This window comes from Parafrankia elaeagni (assembly GCF_000374165.1).
GTDB lineage: Bacteria > Actinomycetota > Actinomycetes > Frankiales > Frankiaceae > Parafrankia > Parafrankia elaeagni.
The window spans coordinates 1-20192 of the sequence record NZ_KB893730.1; the positions used below are offsets into that span (position 1 = coordinate 1).

At 71.0% G+C, this 20192-nt stretch carries 23 protein-coding genes and 4 pseudogenes; 10 read left to right on the forward strand and 17 right to left on the reverse strand.

What is annotated here, in order from left to right; all coding sequences use genetic code 11:
* A pseudogene (locus B207_RS34435) lies at nt 1-175 on the reverse strand (ISAzo13 family transposase); the annotation flags it as partial.
* A 93-nt stretch (nt 176-268) separates the two neighbouring features.
* The gene (locus tag B207_RS34440; protein ID WP_018637978.1) at nt 269-580 is read right to left on the reverse strand and encodes an SDR family NAD(P)-dependent oxidoreductase; all 312 of its coding nucleotides are present in this window, start codon (nt 578-580) and stop codon (nt 269-271) included.
* A gap of 26 nt (nt 581-606) precedes the next feature.
* Between B207_RS34440 and B207_RS0118100 the strand changes: the two are divergent.
* Nucleotides 607-1005, forward strand: a pseudogene (locus B207_RS0118100) (aldo/keto reductase); the annotation flags it as partial.
* Between the two features lie 13 nt (nt 1006-1018).
* Complete coding sequence (locus B207_RS0118105) at nt 1019-1297, forward strand: LLM class flavin-dependent oxidoreductase (RefSeq protein ID WP_154675441.1); 279 nt, start codon at nt 1019-1021, stop codon at nt 1295-1297.
* On the opposite strand, the pseudogene B207_RS38520 reads toward B207_RS0118105, so the two are convergent.
* Both B207_RS38520 and B207_RS0118115 read right to left on the reverse strand, forming a co-directional pair.
* Nucleotides 1277-1453, reverse strand: a pseudogene (locus B207_RS38520) (DUF72 domain-containing protein); the annotation flags it as partial. The gene B207_RS0118105 and the pseudogene B207_RS38520 overlap by 21 nt on opposite strands.
* Complete coding sequence (locus B207_RS0118115) at nt 1446-1880, reverse strand: response regulator (RefSeq protein WP_018637982.1); 435 nt, start codon at nt 1878-1880, stop codon at nt 1446-1448. The pseudogene B207_RS38520 and the gene B207_RS0118115, both read right to left, overlap by 8 nt.
* Before the next feature lie 302 nt (nt 1881-2182).
* Between B207_RS0118115 and B207_RS34445 the strand changes: the two genes are divergently transcribed.
* Nucleotides 2183-3871 (forward strand): sensor histidine kinase, encoded by a 1689-nt coding sequence (locus tag B207_RS34445; protein ID WP_230205088.1) that lies wholly within the window; start codon nt 2183-2185, stop codon nt 3869-3871.
* A gap of 24 nt (nt 3872-3895) precedes the next feature.
* Here the strand turns inward: B207_RS34445 and B207_RS34450 are convergent, their stop codons facing one another.
* Both B207_RS34450 and B207_RS34455 read right to left on the reverse strand, forming a co-directional pair.
* Nucleotides 3896-4447 (reverse strand): DUF421 domain-containing protein, encoded by a 552-nt coding sequence (locus tag B207_RS34450; protein WP_018637984.1) that lies wholly within the window; start codon nt 4445-4447, stop codon nt 3896-3898.
* A complete protein-coding gene (locus B207_RS34455; protein WP_230205089.1) occupies nt 4447-5040 on the reverse strand; it encodes a hypothetical protein in 594 nt (197 codons plus the stop codon). Before B207_RS34455 ends, B207_RS34450 begins: the two co-directional genes overlap by 1 nt.
* Before the next feature lie 222 nt (nt 5041-5262).
* Here B207_RS34455 and B207_RS0118135 point away from each other — a divergent pair, with 222 nt between their 5' ends.
* Nucleotides 5263-5586, forward strand: coding sequence for a DUF6221 family protein (locus tag B207_RS0118135; protein ID WP_018637986.1), 324 nt, complete (start codon nt 5263-5265; stop codon nt 5584-5586).
* 135 nt (nt 5587-5721) lie between these two features.
* On the forward strand, nt 5722-7137 hold the full coding sequence (locus tag B207_RS0118140) for a serine hydrolase domain-containing protein (RefSeq protein WP_026311184.1): 1416 nt from the start codon (nt 5722-5724) through the stop codon (nt 7135-7137).
* Between the two features lie 26 nt (nt 7138-7163).
* On the opposite strand, the gene B207_RS0118145 is transcribed toward B207_RS0118140, so the two are convergent.
* The gene (locus B207_RS0118145; RefSeq protein WP_018637988.1) at nt 7164-7349 is read right to left on the reverse strand and encodes a hypothetical protein; all 186 of its coding nucleotides are present in this window, start codon (nt 7347-7349) and stop codon (nt 7164-7166) included.
* 189 nt (nt 7350-7538) lie between these two features.
* Here B207_RS0118145 and B207_RS0118150 point away from each other — a divergent pair, with 189 nt between their 5' ends.
* A complete protein-coding gene (locus tag B207_RS0118150) occupies nt 7539-7709 on the forward strand; it encodes a CsbD family protein (RefSeq protein ID WP_018637989.1) in 171 nt (56 codons plus the stop codon).
* A gap of 201 nt (nt 7710-7910) precedes the next feature.
* Here B207_RS0118150 and B207_RS0118155 read toward each other — a convergent pair whose 3' ends face one another.
* Both B207_RS0118155 and B207_RS0118160 read right to left on the reverse strand, forming a co-directional pair.
* Nucleotides 7911-8180 carry a GlsB/YeaQ/YmgE family stress response membrane protein gene (locus tag B207_RS0118155; protein ID WP_026311185.1) on the reverse strand — a complete coding sequence of 90 codons (270 nt, stop codon included), beginning with the start codon at nt 8178-8180 and terminating at the stop codon, nt 7911-7913.
* 542 nt (nt 8181-8722) lie between these two features.
* On the reverse strand, nt 8723-9688 hold the full coding sequence (locus tag B207_RS0118160) for an alpha/beta fold hydrolase (RefSeq protein ID WP_018637991.1): 966 nt from the start codon (nt 9686-9688) through the stop codon (nt 8723-8725).
* Between the two features lie 538 nt (nt 9689-10226).
* Here B207_RS0118160 and B207_RS0118165 point away from each other — a divergent pair.
* From B207_RS0118165 to B207_RS0118175, 3 genes and pseudogenes are all read left to right on the forward strand, one after another.
* Entirely contained in the window at nt 10227-10499 is a 273-nt protein-coding gene (locus tag B207_RS0118165) for a DUF4235 domain-containing protein (protein ID WP_018637992.1), read from the forward strand.
* 44 nt (nt 10500-10543) lie between these two features.
* A pseudogene (locus B207_RS38525) lies at nt 10544-10714 on the forward strand (NAD(P)-dependent oxidoreductase); the annotation flags it as partial.
* A 121-nt stretch (nt 10715-10835) separates the two neighbouring features.
* Complete coding sequence (locus tag B207_RS0118175) at nt 10836-12017, forward strand: zinc-dependent alcohol dehydrogenase (protein WP_026311186.1); 1182 nt, start codon at nt 10836-10838, stop codon at nt 12015-12017.
* Nucleotides 12018-12042: 25 nt separating this feature from the next.
* Here B207_RS0118175 and B207_RS0118180 read toward each other — a convergent pair whose 3' ends face one another.
* Complete coding sequence (locus B207_RS0118180) at nt 12043-13089, reverse strand: NAD-dependent epimerase/dehydratase family protein (protein WP_018637995.1); 1047 nt, start codon at nt 13087-13089, stop codon at nt 12043-12045.
* 201 nt (nt 13090-13290) lie between these two features.
* Here B207_RS0118180 and B207_RS0118190 point away from each other — a divergent pair, with 201 nt between their 5' ends.
* On the forward strand, nt 13291-14433 hold the full coding sequence (locus B207_RS0118190) for a serine hydrolase domain-containing protein (protein ID WP_018637997.1): 1143 nt from the start codon (nt 13291-13293) through the stop codon (nt 14431-14433).
* A gap of 26 nt (nt 14434-14459) precedes the next feature.
* Here B207_RS0118190 and B207_RS37005 read toward each other — a convergent pair whose 3' ends face one another.
* The 7 genes from B207_RS37005 to B207_RS34465 all read right to left on the reverse strand — a co-directional run bounded on the left by B207_RS37005 (nt 14460) and on the right by B207_RS34465 (nt 20192).
* Nucleotides 14460-15347 (reverse strand): trimeric intracellular cation channel family protein, encoded by an 888-nt coding sequence (locus B207_RS37005; protein WP_018637998.1) that lies wholly within the window; start codon nt 15345-15347, stop codon nt 14460-14462.
* A 290-nt stretch (nt 15348-15637) separates the two neighbouring features.
* The gene (locus tag B207_RS0118200) at nt 15638-16633 is read right to left on the reverse strand and encodes an NAD(P)-dependent alcohol dehydrogenase (RefSeq protein WP_026311187.1); all 996 of its coding nucleotides are present in this window, start codon (nt 16631-16633) and stop codon (nt 15638-15640) included.
* Nucleotides 16634-16653: 20 nt separating this feature from the next.
* The gene (locus tag B207_RS0118205) at nt 16654-16935 is read right to left on the reverse strand and encodes a hypothetical protein (RefSeq protein WP_018638000.1); all 282 of its coding nucleotides are present in this window, start codon (nt 16933-16935) and stop codon (nt 16654-16656) included.
* Nucleotides 16935-17285, reverse strand: a complete 351-nt coding sequence (locus tag B207_RS0118210) for an ArsR/SmtB family transcription factor (protein ID WP_018638001.1) — start codon at nt 17283-17285, stop codon at nt 16935-16937. Before B207_RS0118210 ends, B207_RS0118205 begins: the two co-directional genes overlap by 1 nt.
* Nucleotides 17286-17539: 254 nt before the next feature.
* Nucleotides 17540-18583, reverse strand: coding sequence for an SRPBCC family protein (locus B207_RS0118215; RefSeq protein WP_018638002.1), 1044 nt, complete (start codon nt 18581-18583; stop codon nt 17540-17542).
* A complete protein-coding gene (locus B207_RS0118220; protein WP_018638003.1) occupies nt 18580-19227 on the reverse strand; it encodes a hypothetical protein in 648 nt (215 codons plus the stop codon). Before B207_RS0118220 ends, B207_RS0118215 begins: the two co-directional genes overlap by 4 nt.
* Nucleotides 19227-20192, reverse strand: coding sequence for a GvpL/GvpF family gas vesicle protein (locus tag B207_RS34465; protein ID WP_018638004.1), 966 nt, complete (start codon nt 20190-20192; stop codon nt 19227-19229). The genes B207_RS0118220 and B207_RS34465 overlap by 1 nt, the downstream gene beginning before the upstream one ends.

Sequence of the window (20192 nt, forward strand, 5' to 3'; positions counted from 1 at the left end):
CAGCGTCGGCGTCGATCTCCGCACGGCCCCTGGCGATCGTTCCCTTCGCGACGCCGGTCGCCCGCGCGACCGCGGCAATGCCCCCATACCCCCAGGAACGCGCCTCCGCCCCCAACGCCAGCCGCCGGTCCCGCTCGTTCAACCGAGGCAACAGCACCTCAAGCCGTGCGGCCATCGCCGCGAACTCCACCGACCGGTCAACCGCCACAGCCCGGACTCTATCCAGGCAATCACACAAGCCGATCACGAACCGAACAAGAAAATCAAATTATTTCATTACAGTTCCATAGTTCGTCGCCACATCCCGCTGGAAAAGGTCGAGGTCGCCGTCGAGGGCGCCGCCGAAACCGAGTACCCCGGCATTGTTGACCAGGATTGTCGCATCCGTCGCCGTCTTCGCCGCGGCGTCGACACTGGACTGGTCGGTGACATCCAGGGCCAGTACGTCGACCCGGGGGTCGGTACTCACGGTCGCCGTTACGCTGCGTGGATCCCGGGCTGTCGCATAGACCCTGCGTGCGCCGGCGTCGAGGAGACGCTCGACCAGGCGGGCGCCGAGACCCCGGTTGGCGCCGGTCACCAGCGCGACGCTGCCTTCGATGCCCTTGGGGCCGGCTCACCGGCCGGGTGCGCCGCGGTCAGCCACTGCCGCCGGAAAGCCGCCTGCACCAGACCGCCCTCTTCGCTCCGCCAGTGTCCGAAGAGGATCTCTATGACGTCGTCGACGTCCTCGCCGAGATCTCCGAGGAGACCGGTCGCGCGATTCCGCAGATAGCTGTCAACTGGCTGCTCACCCGGCGGACCGTCGCCTCCGTCATCATCGGCGCGCGGAACGAGGCGCAACTGCGGCAGAACCTGGGCGCCGTCGGATGGGCCCTGGCCCCGGAGTACCTGGAGAAACTGGAGGCCGCCACCGCGCGAACTGCCCCCTACCCCTATTTCCCCTACTACCGTCAGGCCGGCTTCGCGCGCCTGAACCCGCCCATCGTCGCTACCGCGCCGTAGACCGTAATAAGGCGTGGTCAACCACCGAGGCCAGCATTACACGGTGGATCGGGCCAGGATCTATTCGTTGCCCGACCAGGTGCCGCCGATTCTTGTCTCCGGCTTCGGGCCCACGGCGACGGCCCTGGCGGGACGGATCGGCGACAGGTACTGCGCGACCACGCCCGACCCCGAACTGATCCGACTGTTCGACATCTCCGGCGGGGCGGGCAAACCCAAGCACGCGGCGCGGTTGCCGTTCGCGCTGCGGTCACCTGAGGGTGGGATCTCGTCAGCCGACGATTTCCCGTAGTCGGCGGGGGTTGCGGACGGTGTTTCCGCCGCCGTCGTTGTTGAAGTAGACGTAGGTCTCGTGGCCGCTGGTGAGCCATTCACCCACCCGGTCTGCCCACCAGCGCAGGTCACTGTCGTTGTACGAGCCGCCGTAAAGATCTCGGTGGTCAGGGCCGCGGCAGGCGTACCAGGCCGAGGTAGAAGTCGTCGATGGTGTGGACGGTGTCGAGGAAGGCGTCGAGGTCCGTCGGTTTGCAGACGTAGGCGTTGGCGTGGAGCTCGTAGCTGCTGGCGACGTCGTCAGGTGCGTCCGAGGTCGTCAGAATGACGACGGGGATGGTTCGCAGCGAGATATCAGCCTTGATCGCGGCCAACGTCTCGCGGCCGTCCATCCGTGGCATGTTCAGATCAAGAATGATCAGGTCGGGCCGGCGCCTGGCCGGGTCTCGAAGGTATTCCAACGCCTCCACCCCGTCGCAGACGGTGTGCAGGAGCTGGCCGAGCCCGCGGGAGAGAAAAGCCTCCTCCACGAGCAGGGCGTCACCGGCGTCGTCCTCGGCGAGAAGGATGTCGTAGGGGCGGCTCGGCGCGGCAGCACTCATAAGCATGGTCTCCATCGGCCCCGTGCTCGGGTGGTGTCAGGGGCGCCGCGTCATCATCGCATGTCCGCGAGGCCCCAATGATGATCACAATGAGGGACGGGCGGTGGATCCTGCCTGCACGATCTACCGTGAGGAGAGTGCGGGATCATGACGGGCGGCTGTCGGTGCCGTAGTTTGCGATAACTCACAGTCGCGCTGCTCCGTTCCCGGGCACCCGAGGCCGGCGACGGCGTTTCGGCGCGGGTGGGTCCGCATCACCCGGTCGGTGGGCTGGTGCGGGCGGCCGGCGGAAAGTAGGGAACGTGACATCGCGCGAGGCTGGCTCCGACGAGCTTGACCACCCGGCGAGCGGGGCAACCGCGGCCTCGCCGGGGCCGGGACTCGAGCCGGTGCCCGAACCGGCCACCCGGCGGAGGCCCACCCGGCGGAGGCCCACCGGGTGGACGACCAGCCGGTGGCTGACCGTCGGAGTGGGATGCACCCTGGTGGTGCTGGTCGTGCTCGGCCTGGTCGGCGCCTGGCTGCTGGCCCACGGGACGGCGGTGAACCAGCGGCTGATCAACCGGAGCACCCCTGCCCTGATCGCCGCGGTGCGGCTGGACGCCTCGCTGGTGAACCAGGAGACGGGGGCGCGTGGCTACGGGATGACCGGCCACGTCGACTTCCTCGAGCCCTATCGCCTCGGCGTCGCGGAGCAGGACCGGGCCGTGCGCGAGCTGCGTCAGCTGCTGACCGCGGACGGCGAGCGCACCGATGCCCTCGACACGCTGCTGACCCGGGCGGACAGGTGGCACGAGGTGTACGCCGACCCGATCGTGGCCGCGCCGTCAGGCCGGCCCGTGCCGCTCGCCACAGCTCAGGCGGGAGCCGGCAAGGCAGCCTTCGACGCGCTACGCGCCGCGAGCATCACCCTGAACGGGCAGCTGACCGAGGCCCGTGCGCAGGCGCGTGCCGACCTGGTCGCTGTCCGCACCCTGCGGAACTGGACCTTCACCGCGATCGCGGCTGTGATCCTCGTCGTGGCCGTGCTGGCGTTCGTGGGGCTGCGCCGGGCCGTGTCCGGGCCGCTGGCTCGGCTTGCCGGCGATGCCGAGCGGGTCACCGCCGGCAGCTTCGATCATCCGATCCGCTCCGGTGGCCCCGCGGACATCCAGACTGTTGCCTGGGCTGTCGATCTGATGCGAAGCCGGCTCGCCGAGGCTTACACGACGTCCGAACAGGCCCGCCTGAAAGTTGATCGTCAGGCTGACGAGCTGCGTCGTTCCAATACCGATCTCGAGCAGTTCGCCTACGTCGCCTCCCACGACCTGCAGGAACCACTCCGTAAGGTGACGAGTTTCTGCCAGCTGCTGCAACGCCGTTATGCCGGCCAGCTCGACGAACGGGGCGAGCAGTACATCGGCTTCATCGTCGACGGCGCGACGCGCATGCAGCGACTCATCCAGGATCTGCTCGCGTTCTCCCGTGCGGGCCGCGCGGATCAGCCCGCCGAGACCGTGGAGCTCGAGCAGGTCTACGACCGCGCCACCGACAGCCTCGCGCTGGCCGTTCAGGAAGCGGGCGCGGAACTTTCCCACGACGTGCTCCCGGCCGTCGTCGGACACCCCTCGCACCTGGAGATGCTGCTGACGAACCTGCTCGGCAATGCCGTCAAGTTCCGCCACCCCGACCGCGCCCCGGTGATTCACGTTGGTGCCGTGCGGGACGGCGACCAGTGGCAGATCAGCGTGACGGACAACGGCATCGGTATCGATCCTCAGTACAGCGACCGTGTCTTTGTCATCTTCCAACGGCTCCACGCCCGCGACGAGTTTCCCGGCACCGGCATCGGCCTCGCGCTGTGCAAGAAGATCATTGAATACCATGGCGGACGAATCTGGCTCGACACCGAGTACTCCGGCGGCACCCGGGTGGTCTTCACCCTGAACGCGGCCGGCCCGGCGGCAGCGGCCGGCCTGGCCGCGGCAGCCGGCACAGACTCGGCCGTCTGACCGGAAGGACCGGGACCTGGGGGTTCAGGCGCCGGCAGGCGGCCGTTCCGGCGCGCCGCTCGCGCCGTCTCCGCCACCCGTGCCGCTCGACCCGCCGGTGCTGCCGGGCCCGTCGGGGCTCGCGGGGTCGACGGGGCTGTCGCCGGTGAAGAAGGAGATCCGGCCGTCGGCCTCGAAGACGGCGAGCCGGATGGCACCGAACCGTTCGATGCCCTGCTCGCGCGCCGCGGCCATGAGGTCGTCGAGCGAAAGCTGTTCCCTGCGCATCATGTCCAGCAGCGGCTCGCCGTTGTGGACGACGACGACCGGGATGCCGTGGGTGACCGAGCGCACCGCGGGCCAGCGGGCGTTGGCGGCCGTGAGGGCGATGGTGAGCAACGCGAAGACGCTGACCGCCAGCACGCCCGAGGTGATCGAGTAGTCCTGCTGGGTGACGGCCTGCTGGACCAGGTCGCCCATGGTCACATAGAGGAGGAGCTGGAAGGTGCTCAGCTCGCCGAGAGTCGAGCGCCCGACCACTCTGGTGATGAGCCACAGGAACGCGAACATGAACGCGGCCCGGTACACGATCTCCATCAGGGCACCAGCCAGGTGGTGAACTCCACGGTCACGACGGGCCTGCCGTCGACGACGACCGCGAGTTCCCCGCTGCGCCCCAGCTGGCTGGAGGGTTGGATGTACGCGTCGTAGTCGAGGACGAACTCCGTCCCCTCCGGGGGGTCGAAGGTCAGGTAGCGCCGATCCCCGTCGGTGGTTTCCCCGGCGGCTTCGGGGGTGAGTCCCTGGGTTTCGAAGATGTGGAAGTACGACGCGGTCACGCTCAGCGTGATCGGCCCGTCGAAGCCCTCCGGGCGTTGCAGCCTGGCCCGCCATGGTGCGTCAAGACCCGAACGAGCGACCTTCGGGTAGGTGAGGGTCAGGGTGAACCCCCCACCCTCGCCCGTCACCGTCGCTGACCGCACCCCCAGAAGACCGGTCGCGCCGGCCAGGACAACCAGGAGCAGCAGGCCGATACCGACGTGCCGGAACCGGGCCCGTCGCGGCCCGCGTTCCGGGGAACGAACATCATCCAGCGTGGATCTGACGGGCGTCGTCGGTGTTTCCCGGGTGGGCGTCACGGCTGCCTCCGCCCCGGAGACGAACGCCGTGATCTCAGCCGGCACTGGCACAACGCCCGCACCCACGCGGGCCACGACCCCGTCGACGGGAAATACGATGACATCGGCATCCACGTGCTCAATGGCGTGCTCCCATCCAACCACGGTCAGCTCTGAGCGGGCCCGGTCCTCCGGACGGCTGCGCGGTCCGGGCCACGCAACACGGTGCGGCCAGGGTGTCCGGCGCGGCCAGCGGCGCAGCGGTGGCCCTACCGATCGGCGAGGGGGGAGACCGTGCCTCACCTTCGGGCCCGCGTCATCGACCGCATCGACCGGCTCGAGCAGCTCGCACACGCTGTTCCCGGGCCGTCCATCTGGAACACCCGGCAGGTCGCCGGTATGACGGGGGTTGCGCTCCCGGCCGCCGAGCACGTCGCCCGGTGGAACCCGGCTACCGTGCTCGCGTTCTGCGCCGGCCTGCGGGAGATCACCGAGCTGCACGGCTACCGGCACGACTGCGAGGGCGACAACGGGCCCTGGAGTGTCCCCGATGGCCAGGTCTGCGCCACCCTGCGCGCCACCGCGCGGATGCTCGGCATCGATCCGGACCAGCACTGAGGCCGTCCGGAACCGTCCCGGTCCGCTGCTGCCGGCGCCCGATGCCGGTCCGCGTCCGGTGGCGGGTGCGGCGGAAAAGCAGTGGCAGCTGTCGGCCGATGAGAAGATCCTGCGGGGATGGTCAGCGAGCGGGCGATGACGGTGCCTTCCGGGGGGCTTCTGCCCGGCACCCGCCGGGCGCTGCTGCATCGGCTGGCCGTCGGGCAGGTGGAGGGGCGCACGCCTTCGCTGGTCGGCGCGGTCGTGCGGGCCGGCGAGCTGGTCTGGGCTGACGGCAGGAGCATGATCGACGGGCACAGCCCCGACGCCGACGTCCAGTACCGGATCGGTTCGATCACCAAGACCTTCGTCGCGGTGCAGGTCATGCGCCTGCGTGACGAGGGTGCGCTGGACCTGGCCGACCCGCTGGAGCGTCACCTGCCCGCCGCCACCACCACAACCGGAGCCGAGGCCGGGACGGGTGCCGGGGTCGGGTCGCTCACGATCGCCCAGCTGCTCGGCCACACCTCGGGTCTCGCGTCCGAGCCGCCCGGGCCCTGGTGGGAACGCACCCCCGGCACGCTGCGGCCACAGCTCGGTGACGTGCTCGGTGCGCCGTCGGTGCGCCATCCGGCGGGCCGCCGGTTCCACTACTCCAACCCTGGCTTCGCACTGCTCGGCGCACTGGTGAGCCGGCTGCGCGGGCAGCCATGGGGTGAGGTGCTGCGCCAGGAGGTGCTGGCGCCGCTCGGCCTCACCCGGACCACGCTGACCCCGCAGCCCCCGCACGCCGGGGGCTTCGCCGTCCACCCGTGGGCGGATGTGATGCTGCCCGAGCCGTTGGAGGACACCGGCGTGATGGCGCCGGCGGGCCAGCTCTGGTCGACCGCCGCCGACCTCTCCCGTTGGGCCGCGTTCCTGGCCCGCGGCGCCGACGACGTCCTGAGCGCCGACACCCTCGCCGAGATGCGCCAGCCCTCGTCCGGCCCGGACGGGGCGGACGGCTGGACCACCGGTTACGGGCTCGGCCTGCACCTGCGACGCCAGGACGGCCAGGTTCTGTACGGCCACGACGGCTCCATGCCGGGCTTCCTGGCCAGCCTGCTGGTGAGCCCGCGGGACGACCTCGCCGCCGTCGTCCTGGCGAACGCGACCGCCGGCCCGGAGGCCGCGCTGATCGGCGCGGATCTGATCCGGATCGTCGCCGAGCACGAACCGCGGATCCCGGAGCCCTGGCGACCACTCGCGGCGGCTGATCCCGAGCTTCTCGCGCTCACCGGCCTGTGGCACTGGGGGCCGGCGCCACACCTGCTGCACCTGCGCGCTGACCGTGGACTCGAGCTCGTACCCCAGGGCGGGACTGGCCGCGGCGCCCGCTTCCGCGCCGAACCGGACGGCACCTGGACCGGCCTGGACGACTACTACGCGGGCGAGACGCTGCGCGTCGTCCGGACGCCGGACGGCACCGCCTCCCAGCTGGACATCGGCACCTTCGTCTTCACCCGCGCGCCCTACGACCCGGCCTCGGACACCCCGGGCGGGGTGGATCCGGGCGGCTGGCAGACGTACTGACGCGCGGGCTCGACGCCTCCGAGGTGTCAGGCGCGGCGACGGATCAGGGATCCGATGCCTCCGCCGAAAAGACCGATCGCACCGAGCAGGATCCCGAAGACCCCGAATGTCGTCGGCGTGTCCCAGGAAATGGCGGTGGTGAAAGCAAGAAGGACTCCGATCACGATAAGCGTGATCGCGGCAAGGGCACCGACTACACCCAGATCATTCATGTCGACGATCTACCCCGCAAACGCGGCTCATAACAACCGGAATCCGAGTCGGGACGGCTGGCCTTGCCCGCCGGCAGCCGCGCTGCCGCGCCGCCGCACCGCTGTGCGGCCCGCGCGGGTGACCGTGCCGAGGCCGGGTATAGCCGCACAGCGTCCGCACCCCCGTGGACACCGACAGAGGAGTTTCCGATGAGCATGGTCGACAAGGCGAGGAATGCCCTGCAGCGCTTCACGGGGCGCAGCAGGCGAACCGCGGGCCGGGTCAGTGGCGACCGGGAGATGGAAGCCCGGGGCGCCGCGGAGAAAATCGGCGGAGATCTGAAGCAGGCGGGCGAGAACCTCAAGAGCACCAGACGCTGACCAGAACGACGAAGCTTCCCCGAAGGGGCGGCGGCTGCCGGCAGTTGCCGGCAGCCGCCGCCCCTTCTACTGCTCCACCACCGTCCGTCTCCCGCGGCGCTGCGCTGCGCAACGCGAGAGGGCCGACCAGTCCGTGGACTGGTCGGCCCTCTCAGGCTGCGGCGTTCTGGCGCGGGGCGAGGAGCTGGTGCCCCGGTCGGGTCAGTGCCGGACGTGGGCGCGGCTGTGGCCGCGGGTGTGCACCGCACGCCAGATCAGGAGCGCGACGATCGCGCCGATGATGGAACCGATGATCCCGGACGGCTGCAGCGCGCCCTCACTGAGGTCATGGCCGAAGAGCACGTAGCCGAGCAGGCCGCCGATGAAAGAACCGACGACGCCCAGAAGAATGGTTGCCGGAATGCTCATCTGGTCACGGCCGGGAACGACCAGTCGCGCCACCGCGCCCGCGATGAGACCGAGAATAATCATGCTGACGATGAACCAGAGCACGTTGACCACCTTCGTCGTGAGGAAAAAATCCGTGTCCGGGTCTCTGTTGCACACCTCGGCATCGAAAATGTGCTCTCCGGATGTTTCTCGACTGTCGGTGCTTTCGCCCCGCGCCGCTGATCCACGAGTACCCGGGCCACCGGGCAACAAACCTTCTCTCTTCCGGGTGGGTTCGCCGCCCGTGACACGCGTCGCCTTCGGTGCAGGTAAGCGGACCGTCCGTAGTCGGGCGGCCCCTCCGGGCAGACCCGGTCCCGCCGGCCCCATCGGGCCCGGACCGGGCGGTTCCGCCCGCGCCCCGAGAAGGACGACGTTGATCGTGACGGTGACGGCATGGTCGCGCCAGCCTGTCCGCCATCTGCCGCCACGGTTGCTGTTTCCGGGCACGCCGGCTTCTCCCTGGGCCAGAGGATCGGGGCACGTCGCGACGAATCGCGGACGGCCGCAACGGCCGAGGTTCCTCGGATCAATGTGCGCTCAACGCAGTGATCTGATCACCTTCCGCCGCGCAGCTGGCCATACTAGGGCAGGTTGCGAAGAAGTTCTCGGCTGGGAGCCGACCTCGGTCCCCTGCACCTGACTCCGGTCCGGCGCCTGCGCCGGGCCGGTGCCGCGCGGTTGACCAGCTCGCGGATGCGGGCGCTGACGGCGTTCGGGCGTTCGAGGATCACCGCGTGCCCGGCGCCGGCCTCCACCGAGAGTTCGGCCTGGGGCAGGGCTTCCGCGAGTGTCCGGCTGTGTTCCAGGGGGGTCATGACATCGGCGTCGCCGACGAGCAGCAGGGTCGAGACGTCGCGCAGCACACTCGCCGCCGCCAGGCGGTCGTGGTCGAGCAGCGTGTGCAGGAAGGCACCGACCACGGGGATCGGTGTGTTCGCGATCATCGCCTCGAGTCGTCCGACCACCGAGTCCGGCACCCGGGTCGTGCCGAAGCCGAGCCGCCGGGTCAGGGCTTTCGACACCGAGCTACCCCGCCACCTGGTTCGTTCGAGCAGCGGCGGCGAATGCCGCATCGCGACGGCCACCCCGGGCAGCGCGCGGCGCACCACGTTGGCGGCCGCGGCGGGCAGTCCGAGAAGCGACCGGGCGAGCCCGCCCGCGCTGGTGGACAGCAGGGCCACGGCGACGACGCGGTCGTCGAACAGTTCCGGGTGTGCCTCCGCCAGCCCGAGGATGGTCATCCCGCCCATCGAATGCCCGACGAGCACGATCGGGCCGGTGGGCACCCGGTCCTCGATGATCAGGCGCAGGTCGTCGGCGAGCTGGGTGATGGTGCAGTGCCCGGCCTCGGACGGCCCTGACCGGCCGTGGGCGCGCTGGTCGTAGCAGACCGTGCGCCCCAGGTCGGCGAGGTTGCGGCGCTGGAAGGACCAGGCGTCCGCGGTCATGCAGAAGCCGTGCACGAAGACCAGGGTCAACTCCGCGTCGTCGGGCCCGGCCTCCTCGACATGCAGAGGGACGCCGTCCGAGGCGGTCAGCGTCGTCACTCGCGGTGCCTGTGCCCGCGGTGCCTGCGCGGCGGGGATTGATGGCTTCCCCCGTCCCCGCGCGTGGCCTGGTCGCGGTTTCCCAGTGACGTACCGCGCCCGCGCCGGGGTGGCGGGCCCGCGTGCAGCCCGGGTCATCAGGCCCACCTCGCCCTCTCCATCAGCTGGACAGGCTCCGCCAGCTGAACGGGAAGGATCTGCCCCCTGACAGGGGGTGATAACCGGTTATGCCGCCCGAAAGCCGGGCCGCCGCGGGTGTGACGCTGACGGCCCGGCCCGGCCCGGGCCGGGCCGGGCTGGCGTGGCGTGGCGGGTTCAGTTCAGGGACGGGCTGGGGTTGGCCGGCGCGTCCTTCTCGCTGCGGGGGAGGCCGGCGTCGGCTCGTTCCTTGGTGCCGGTAGTGGACAGCAGCGGCGGGAAGCGGTGGAACCTGGATTTACGTGGCCTGGAGGGGGGACACCCGCCCGAACATGGCACCGGCGTTCAGGCCGCGACGAAGCGCGCCGACGGCGGTTGTCACCTTTCGTAGGAGGAGCACGTGAGCAAGAGCGCGAAGATCGCGTACAAACCGATCGGCCTGCTCGGCGGCCTGCTGGCCGGAACCGTCTCCGGCATGGTCGTGACGCGGGTCTGGGCGGCCGCGGCCGGCGAGAACGAGACGCCCTCGGCGCTGCGTGCGGACTACAACTTCGGCAAGGTCGTGGCCGCCGCCGCGCTGCAGGGTGCCGTCTTCGCCGCCACGAAGACCGCGTTCGAGCGTGCGGGCGCCGTCGGCTTCCACCGTCTCACCGGAGCCTGGCCCGGAGACTGATCGGGCAGCCCGGTTTGGCCGCGCCCAGCTCCGAACACGTCTGAACGATGCCGCCGGAGAAGATGGCCTCCTTCGGCGCCCAGGCACCGCTGGGCCGGCCGGCCCAGCCGGACGCGATCGCCCCCAGCTATGTCTTCCTCGCCTCGGAGCAGCTGTCGAGCTACTACAGCGGCCAGGTGCTCACGCCCGTCGGCGGCGAGGCCAAGCCGGGCTGAGTCGGCCTGGCTCAGCCATCGGTCCGGGCCTGTCGCGGGAGCGCGTTTCGGTGCGGGAGGTCCGGGGACGGGCCGTCAGGAACGGGTGATGCGACGGGCGGGAACAGACGGGAGAGCGACGATGAAGGCAGTGACGTGGCACGGCCGGCGGGACGTGCGGGTCGACGAGGTGCCCGACCCCCGGATCGAGCAGCCCGGCGACGCGGTCATCCGGGTGACCAGCACCAACATCTGCGGGTCGGACCTGCACCTCTACGAGCCGCTGGCGGCCTTCATGACACCCGGCGACATTCTCGGCCACGAGGCGATGGGCGTCGTCGAGGCGGTCGGGGACGACGTCGGTGACCTCAGGGTGGGCCAGCGGGTCGTCGTGCCGTTCCAGATCTCGTGCGGCGCGTGTTTCATGTGCCACGAGCAGCTGTACTCGCAGTGCGAGACGACGCAGGTCCGCGACCAGGGGACGGGTGCGGCCCTGTTCGGGTACTCGAAGCTCTACGGGCAGGTTCCCGGCGGGCAGGCCCAGTATCTGCGGATTCCGCATGCCGACGCCACGCACATCAAGGTCCCCGAGGGCCCGGCCGACGAGCGTTTCGTGTACCTGTCGGACGTCCTGCCGACCGCGTGGCAGGCGGTGCGGTACGCGGCGGTCCCCAAGGGCGGGACGGTGGTGATCCTCGGCCTCGGCCCGATCGGGGACATGGCCGCGCGGGTGGCGGCGCACGAGGGTGCCCGGGTCATCGCCGTCGATCTGGTCCCCGACCGGCTCGCCCGCGCCGCCGCCCGCGGCGTCGAGGTGCTCGACCTCCGGGCGCACCGCGACGGTCTCGGGGACGTCCTGCGTGACATGACCGCGGGGCGGGGGCCGGATTCGGTGATCGACGCGGTCGGGATGGAGGCCCACGGCTCTCCGGTGGCCCGGGCGATGGTCCAGGTCGCCGCTCGCCTGCCGGCCGCGGTGGGGGCGCCGCTGGCCCGGAACGCGGGTGTCGACCAGCTCGGCGCGCTGCGTTCGGCGATCGACATCGTCCGCCGCGGCGGGACGATCTCGCTGAGCGGCGTGTACGGCGGGATGGCCGACCCGCTGCCGATGATGACGTTGTTCGACAAGCAGATCCAGCTCCGGATGGGCCAGGCGAACGTCCGCCGGTGGGTGCCGGAGATCCTGCCGCTGCTCACGAACGACGACCCGCTCGGTGTCGACGGGTTCGCCACCCACGTCCTGCCGCTCGACGAGGCACCCCAGGCCTACGAGATGTTCCAGCGCAAGCAGGACGGCGTCGTGAAGGTCGTCCTGCGGCCGTAGTGCCGTTGCCGTCAGCCGCAGGTGGTCAGGGGCGGCTGCCGACGCCGGTGAGGATCTCGCGCACCCGGCCCGCGGGTGTGTTCGGGGCGAGGGCGGCGGTGCCCTCGCCGGCGCCCTGTCGGAGCCCGACGAGGAAGCTCTGCAGCGCGGTGTGGGCGTTGTGCCGCGGTACCCAGCCGAGTTCCGTCCGGGCCCGGGTCGTGTCCATGAGGGGCAGGCGCAGGACGGCGTCGAGGAGCCCGGGTTCGGTGGGCACCAGGTGCAGGTGCCAGGCCGCCGCGAGCGCGGCCCGCGCCGCCTTCGCGGGCAGCTGGACGATCCGGGCGTCGAGGGCCTCGGCGAGGAGCCGGCTGTCGACCACGGGCTCGGCGGCGATGTTGAACGGCCCGCGCACGGTCCGCTCGGCGGCGAGCCGGTAGGCCTCGCCCACGTCCTCGGCGTGCACCACCTGGAAACGCAGCCCGGGCAGGTCGGGGATCACCGGCACCGTGGCGGGCCGGACCAGCGTGCCGGGCAGGAACGGCCCGGCGAACAGGCGCCGCTGCTGGCTGGCCGCCCGCCGCTGGAAGATGAAACCGGGGCGGAGCCGGACCACCCGCATGGCCGGATGATCACGTTCGAAGGTGTCGAGGACCCGTTCGACGTAGGCCTTCTCCCGGGTGTAGGCGGCGCCGGGCCAGCCATGGGTCGGCCAGCTCTCGTCGACGGCACGGTCCTTCGGCCCGGGTGAGTACGCCCCCACCGACGAGGCGCACACCAGCGCCGGAACGCCCGCCCGCGCCGCGGCCTCGAACACCCGGGTGCTGCCGAGGACGTTCACCCGCCAGGTCGTCAGCGGATCGTGCGTCGGCTGGAACAGCCAGGCCACGTGCATGACCACGTCGGCGCCGGCGAACACGTCGTCCAGATCGTCCTCGGCGACGTCGGCCGCCACCCAGGTGCTCTTGTCCGTGTTCCAGGGGGGCGGCCGGCGGGCCACACCGGTGACGCGGGCGATCGCGGGTGCGCGGTCGAGAGCCGCCAGGATGCTCGTGCCGACGTTGCCGGACGCGCCGACGACGACGACCCGCACCCCGGAGGGGGACGTCCCGGGGGCGGGCGTTCTGGCGATGGACGCCCCGGTGGGGATTTCCGGCGAGCTCTGCACCTGGTGCCTCCTCGTCCTGGTGGTCTCCCGTACCGGCAGGGTCGCCGCTCAGGAGCAGGCAAAACACGGCGGGCCCCGCGGAAACCCGATGGATCAGCCTCGCGCTCTGCCCTAGGGTTTTGGAGCGTGGCGGAGGTAAGCGGCACATCCACGGAGACCTACGAGCCCGTGCGCGCGGTCCTCGCGGCCCAGCTCGACGCCGACGACACCGGGGCCGGGGCCTCGGTGGCCGTCCACATCGACGGCGAACCGGTCGTGGACATCTGGGGCGGATACGCCGACGACGCCCGCACCGTTCCCTGGCAGCGGGACACGATCGTCAATGTCTGGTCGACGACGAAGACGATGACGGCCCTGTGCGCGTTGATCCTCGCCGACCGCGGCCTGCTCGACCTGGACGCGCCGGTCGCCCGGTACTGGCCGGAGTTCGCCGCGGCGGGCAAGGAGAACGTGCTGGTCCGCCACGCCCTCTCGCACACCGCCGGCCTGCCCGCGCTGCACGGCCGCCGGACGATCCAGGATCTGTACGACTGGCCGGCCGTCACGGAGCGGCTGGCCGCCCAGGCCCCGGAGTGGGAGCCGGGCACCGCCGCCGGCTACCACAGCGTCACCCAGGGCTACCTGGTCGGCGAGGTGGTCCGCCGGGTCACCGGCCGCACGCTCGGGACGTTCTTCGCCGAGGAGGTCGCCGGCCCGCTCGGCGTCGACTTCCACATCGGGCTCGCGGCGGAACACGACCACCGCGTCGCTCCGGTGATCCCGCCCCCGTCGGAGTTCGCGCGTCCCCCGGAGGACGCGGGCCCGGAGGACGTGGGGCCGGAGGACGCGGGCGAGGAGGGCGCGGGCGAGGAGGCCGAAAGCGGGCCGCGGCTCTACGCCTCGGCAGCGAACACCGTCGCCTGGAGACGGGCGGAGATCCCGGCCGCGAACGGGCACGGGAACGCCCGCTCGGCCGCCGCCGCGCAGTCCGTGCTGGCCTGCGGGGGAGCCGTGCGGGGGGTGCGGCTGCTGTCGGAGGCGGGCTGCGCACGTGCCTGGGAGGAGCAGTTCCGCGGTGTGGACCGTGTCCTGGGCGGCGGCCCGGTCTGCTACGGCCTGGGGTACCGCCTGGAGGGCCGGACCTGTTCCTGGGGCGGCTGGGGCGGCTCGATCGTGCTGTTCGACCCCGATCACCGCATGGCCGTGTCGTACGTGATGAGACGGATGCGCGAAGGCGACAGTCGCGGCCTCGAGGTCATTCTGGCCACGTACGACTGCCTTACCCGCTGACAACCTGAACCAGGTGGTGCTGGACATCACCGCGGTCGGCGGGCTCGGAAATCTGCTCGGTAATCTGCTCTGTGGCGTGACGAACCCGCTCGACGTGCTCGGGGCCGCCCAGCTGCTGGCGATTCTGAACGCGCTGCCCGGGCTGTGACCGGCTCGTTCCGCGGCCGCCCTGGGACGGGTGTTTCGCCGGCCCAGGACGGCCACGTGCCCAGAGCCAGGCGGTCGGGAAACGCGGCTGTGGGCCCGCCCCGGGGTCGGCCGCCGCCTCCACCCGACGAGATCGGGTGGGTCGGCCGGGCCTCGGCGCGGACGGCCTCATGCCGGCGTCGCCGCCGCGCCAGCCGCGTGCCGTGCACCGTGCCGACACGGAGCAGGAGGACGCCGATCAGCAGTGCGGTCGCGGTGGGAGTCTCCTCGCAGTGCGGGCCCATCACCCAGCACAGCACGCCGAGGACGAGCGGCGGAACCAGACAGGACCTGTCTCTGAACACCATGGGCGTCCTGCCGGCCACGACGTCACTGCAGGCGCCGCCGCCCACCGCCGTCAGCGCGGCGAAACCGAGTGTCGGAACAAGGCCCAGCCCGGCGTCGCGCGCTGCCTGCGCGCCGATGTAGGAGAAGGCGACCAGGCCCACCGAGTCCAGGATCTCCATGGGGATGGAGATCCGCTCGACGTGACGGCGCCCGGCGAGGGCGAGCACCACCGCGACCATGACCGCGTACACATAGGCGTAGTCGTGGAAGTAAACCGGCTGGCGGTCGAGAAGAAGGTCGCGGACGGTTCCGCCGCCAAGCGCCGTGAGGGTGCCGCACGTGATGACACCCCAGATGTTCAGACGGCTCTCCGCGGCGCTGCCTGCACCGAAGAACGCGAAGGCGAAGACGCCGACGAGATCGAGTAGTCGAATATCCACGCTCAGAGCGCCCCAGGGTGCATTGCGGCTCCTTCTTCGAGCTCAGGTGCTCCACGCCGTCGTGGGCCTGTAATTCGCCGGCGAGTCCCCGGTGATATCTGCGGGACTCGCCCACCCCTACTCGTCCGGGGACGTTGTTTCTAGCTGCGCGACAACCGTACCGCCCTGTTCTCCGGCCGGGCAACGACAGTCCGGAGCGGTACATCACAGCGGTTTGAGTGAACCGTTCGCGCGCGCCGGACGTCAGGAAAAAGGTGCACCGTGTTGCGCCCGCGCGGCGCGCGCGGTCCTCACCCGACGGTGAGGACGACCTTTCCCGGCGCGTGGCCCTCCTCCTGGTAGGCGACGGCCGTCGGCATCTCCTCGAACGGGTAGGTGCGGTCAATGACCGGCGTCACCTCGCCGCTCTCGAGGAGGCGGGTCAGCGTCACGAGATTCGCCCGGTTCTCCGCGCCCGTGCATCTGCCGATCTCGGCCATGACCATCCGCTGGGGCACGAACGGCGACTGGGCCACGGCGGCGAAGACGTGGCCGGCGGGCTGTATCCATCGGCCGGCGTGCCCGCCGACCGCGACGAAGGTCCCGTCCCTGGCCAGCACCCGGCGGCAGGCCGACGCCCGGCGGCTCCCCGCGTTGTCGATCAGCAGCTCGTAGGACTGTGCGGCCCGGGTGAAGTCGGCCGTGGTGTAGTCGACGACCTCGCTCGCGCCGAGGGAGGAGACCAGCTTCGTGTTCCGCGTGCTGCAGACGCCGGTGACCTCGGCACCGAACGCCCGGGCGAGCTGCACCGCGAACGTGCCCACCCCGCCCGACGCGCCGTTGACGAGAACGCGTTGCCCCGCCTGGAGCCGCCCCCGGTCGCGCACGGCGAGCAGCGCCGTGCAGGCCGCCAGCGGTACCGCCGCCGCCTGCGCGAACGACAGGTTCGCCGGCTTCGGTGCCAGCTCGTCGGCCCGCACGCACGTGTACTCGGCGAAGCCACCGTGGCTGAGCAGGGCGAACACCTCGTCGCCCGGTTCCGGACCCGTGACGCCCGGCCCGAGAGCCTCGACCTGCCCGGCGACGTCCGCCCCCAGGATGGGGAACCGCGGCCGGCGCAGCCCGACCCCGCCTCCCATGACCCGCGCGAGGTAGGGCTGGCCGCGCAGGTGATGCCAGTCGTACGGGTTCACGGAGGTGGCGTGTACCCGCACCAGCACCTCCCCGGGCCCGGGCACGGGCCGGGGGAGCTCGGTGAGTCGCAGGGAGTCCGGCGGGCCGAACCGGTCGCAGACAAAGGCCCGCATGGTGGTGGTCGCGGTGGTGCTCAATCGACGCTCCTGAGGATCTTCTCGATCGACGCCGTCCGGGTGCGCAGCTCGGAGACGTCGGTGGCCACCCGCTGCTGGGCGTCCAGGGTGTTCTCGGCCAGCTGCTCGAAGCGCCCGACGAGCTGTCGCAGATCCTCGGTCTGGGCGGACCGCAGCTTCGACTTGCGGTAGTCGACGGTGAACCACAGGACGGCGATGATCACGACCGCGGCAGCCGTCATGAAGCCGACGGCGGCGATCGCCTCACCGGTCCCGAGATTTTCGGCGGCGACGTACATCAGGGGCTCTCCTTGGAAGCTGGACCCTTCTCCGGGTCAGGGGCTGTCAGGGTGCGGGCCGCCTCGGCGAGGGCCGCCGCGGTCAGGCGCAGGTCGAAGTCGGTGATCTCGTAGTACTTCATGGCCTTGCCGTCGTCGGAGAGCTCGAGGCTGCCGACGACCAGGCCGGCGCTTTCCAGGCGCTGCAGGTGCATGTGCAGCAGGGGGCGACTGACCCCGATCTCGCGGGCCAGGTGACTCACGTAGTCCCGCCCGCCGGCCAGCGTCGCGACGATGCGCACCCGCAGTGGGTTGGCCAGCGCCGCCAGGATCGTGACCAGCTCATCGCCGGTCGGCCGGTCTACCGTCATGGCCCTCCGTCATGTGTAAGAAGTTTCTGACAGGTGAAACCGTAGCATGACGGAGGAAGATGCGGAAGGGCGCGGGAACATACGGTCATGGGCTCCAGCCCGGCCGGAACGGGAGAACCCCGCGCGTCAGCGCGTCAGCCGCGTTCTGGCGGGCCAGCGGACCCGCAGGCGGCCAGCGGGCACCTCTCTGCCTCTGCCGGCCCGCCGCCCGGGCCCGCTTACCGTCACCGCTGACATCCGGCCATGGACCCGGCTCAGCGCTTCGACCCGGCCGCCCCGGTTGCCCCAGCCGGCTCGTCAAGCTCGTCGGGCTCGCTCGGCGTCGCCCCATCCGCATCGCCGTCATCGCTCGTTGCCTGGGCGGTCGCTGCATCCGGTGTCTCCGGCGAAGCCTCGCTGGAGGCCTCGCCGGATGCTTCCTGCGATGTCTCGCGGGATCCGGTCTCGCGGGATCCGGACTCGTCCTCATCCTCGTCCGGTGAGCGCACGACCTCTCCGTCGCGGATCTCGCCCCGCCAGGAGCCGGTGGCCTCTCCGCGGAGCATGACGAAACGGCGGAAATGTTTGAGATCCAGCCGGGCTCGTCGCCCACCGGCGCGCCACAGGTTGCCCGTCTTCTCCATGAATCCGCTGGGGTAGTACTCCATGGCCAGGAGCACGCGCGTCAGGTCGTCGGCGATCGGATGGAAGGTGATAGCACCGTTGACCGAGCCCTTCGCTCCTTCGGAGGTCCAGACGATTCTGCGGTCGGGGACCTGTTCGGTCACCTTCGCCTGCCAGGTGCGCCGTGACTTGAAGACCTTGACCCGCCAGTTCTGCTCGGTCTCGCTTTTCGTCTCGACCCCCTGGACGCCCTTCATGAACTTGGCGAACTCCGGGTACTGGGTCCACTGGTCATAGGCGACGGAAACGGGAACACCGACGTCGACCGCCTCCTCGATGTTCGTCGCCTTGGCCGGGCCGCCCTTCTTACCGCCGCCCTTGCCCTTGGCGCCACCGAGGGCCCCTTTGACCTTGTCCTTGATGTTTGCCATGGCCGTCCCGGCCGCCGCCTTCAGCGGGGACTGGCCCTCGGCCAGCTTCCCGGCGCCTCTGGCGAGCGACGTGATCTGCCCGCCGGACTCGCTGAGATCGTTGAGCTTGCCCTCGCCGGAGGTGAGCCGCTCGCTGAGCTGCCCGATCAGCCGGCTGCCGCCCGCCTTCGCCAGATCTCCGGCCTCGTCGGCGAGCCTTTTGGTCGCCGGATTGTGCTTAAGGACGTCGATGAGGCCTTTCGGGTGCTCCGCTGTCTGTGTCATCGCGAGCCTCCACTGCTCGATGGCTGCGCCAGCTGCTCGAGCGGGCCGCGACGTGCCTCCCGGCGCCGTCCGGCGGACCTGCCCGGGACCTGGCGTCCGGCGGCGGAGCCGGTCCCGCTCCCGTTCCCGCCCCCGTCCTCGTCGTCCGCGTCGCGTTCGTCCGCGTCGCGTTCGTCGGTGTCGCGCTGATCGGTGTCTCGCTGATCGGTCGCCTGGTCCGTGTCCGTCCGGCCCTGCCCGCTGCGATCACTGCGGATGCCGGACACGGCCGAGCCGAGAACTGATCCGACAGCCTCCCCGGCCGTCCCGGCGCCCTCCTTGACGGTCTTCGTCGAGTCACCCAGTGCCGCCGTCAGGCGTTCGGTGCGTTCCGCCAGTGACTGGGAGAGCCGATCGAGCTGGCTCTCGTACACCGCCACCGCGGCGCGCCTGCCGGCTTCCGTCGCCGGGCCCCTGATCTGACTGATCAACTGGCCGCCCTCCTCGGAGTGCAGCAGCCGCACCACCTGGTCCCGCAGGACGTCCTTCGCGTGGAAATTGCGGCCGGAAACCCACAGCCCCAGGCTGATGGCAGCCTTGCCCTTCTTCGTCCGACCGAGGACATAGCCTCCCATGAGCGCCAGGGCGCATTTGATGTTGCTCATCAGAATTCCTTTCTCTGTCCGAGGTTCCCGCCGCGGCGGCCTGTCGCAGATCGATCCGCCGTGCGACCCCAGCCCCACCGGCCCGACCCGTCGAACGAGTCGCCAGAGGTGCCGCCCGGCGCCTCGCCGAAGGAGCTGCCAAAGGAATCGCCAAAGGAATCGCCAGAGGAGCGGTCGGCGGATCCGCTGAAGGAGTCGCCGCCGGGGTCGGCGTCGTGGGGATCGGTGAGCACGCGGGCCGGGAACTCGACGAAGTCGACCGCGGGCAGCGGTCCCACGTACTCGACGGTGAGGGACGGATGGGTCGCCCGGATCCGGTCCACGGCGGCGTCGAAGTCGTCCAGTGCGTCGGCGGGAACGAGGAACGCCCAGCTCAGGGCGGGATCCTCCGGCCCGCCATGATGCCGTCGCGGCCGGTCCGCGCGTGCCAGCGGGCGCAGCTCGTCGAGGATCTCCTCCGCCTGTTCCGTGCGGCGCGCGGTGACGAGCTCCGCGATCCGCTGCCCCAGCTCGATTCGGCCGTCCAGATCCGCCGGGGGCGGGGCGTGAGCCAGCGATGTGCCGGCCACCGCCTCGGCGAGCTCGGTCTGCTCCGCCTCCTCGACGTCCAGGTGCAGCTCGACCAGACCGTCGATCGCGTCCAGGCGTTCGGGAAGGCTGTCCCGGACCGGGTCGAGCACCTCGGCCCGGACGGCGCCGTCGTCCGGCGCGACCGTGCCCAGCCGCACCGGCAGCACCGGGCCGTCGGCGAGCAGCCGCTGGAGGATCTCCAGGTGCCGGACGGCCTCCTGCTCCCCGAGCTCGCCGATGTCGTCCGTTGCGCTGACGACCGCGGCGAGCGGCCCGGAGCGCACCAGCCGCAGCGGGGCGCGGGGATGGCCGATGCCGAGCGCGGCGTTCGCACCCTGCGCGGGGTCCGGGAGGGGATGGCCGGCTCGGACGATTCCGTAGAGCACGACAGGCAT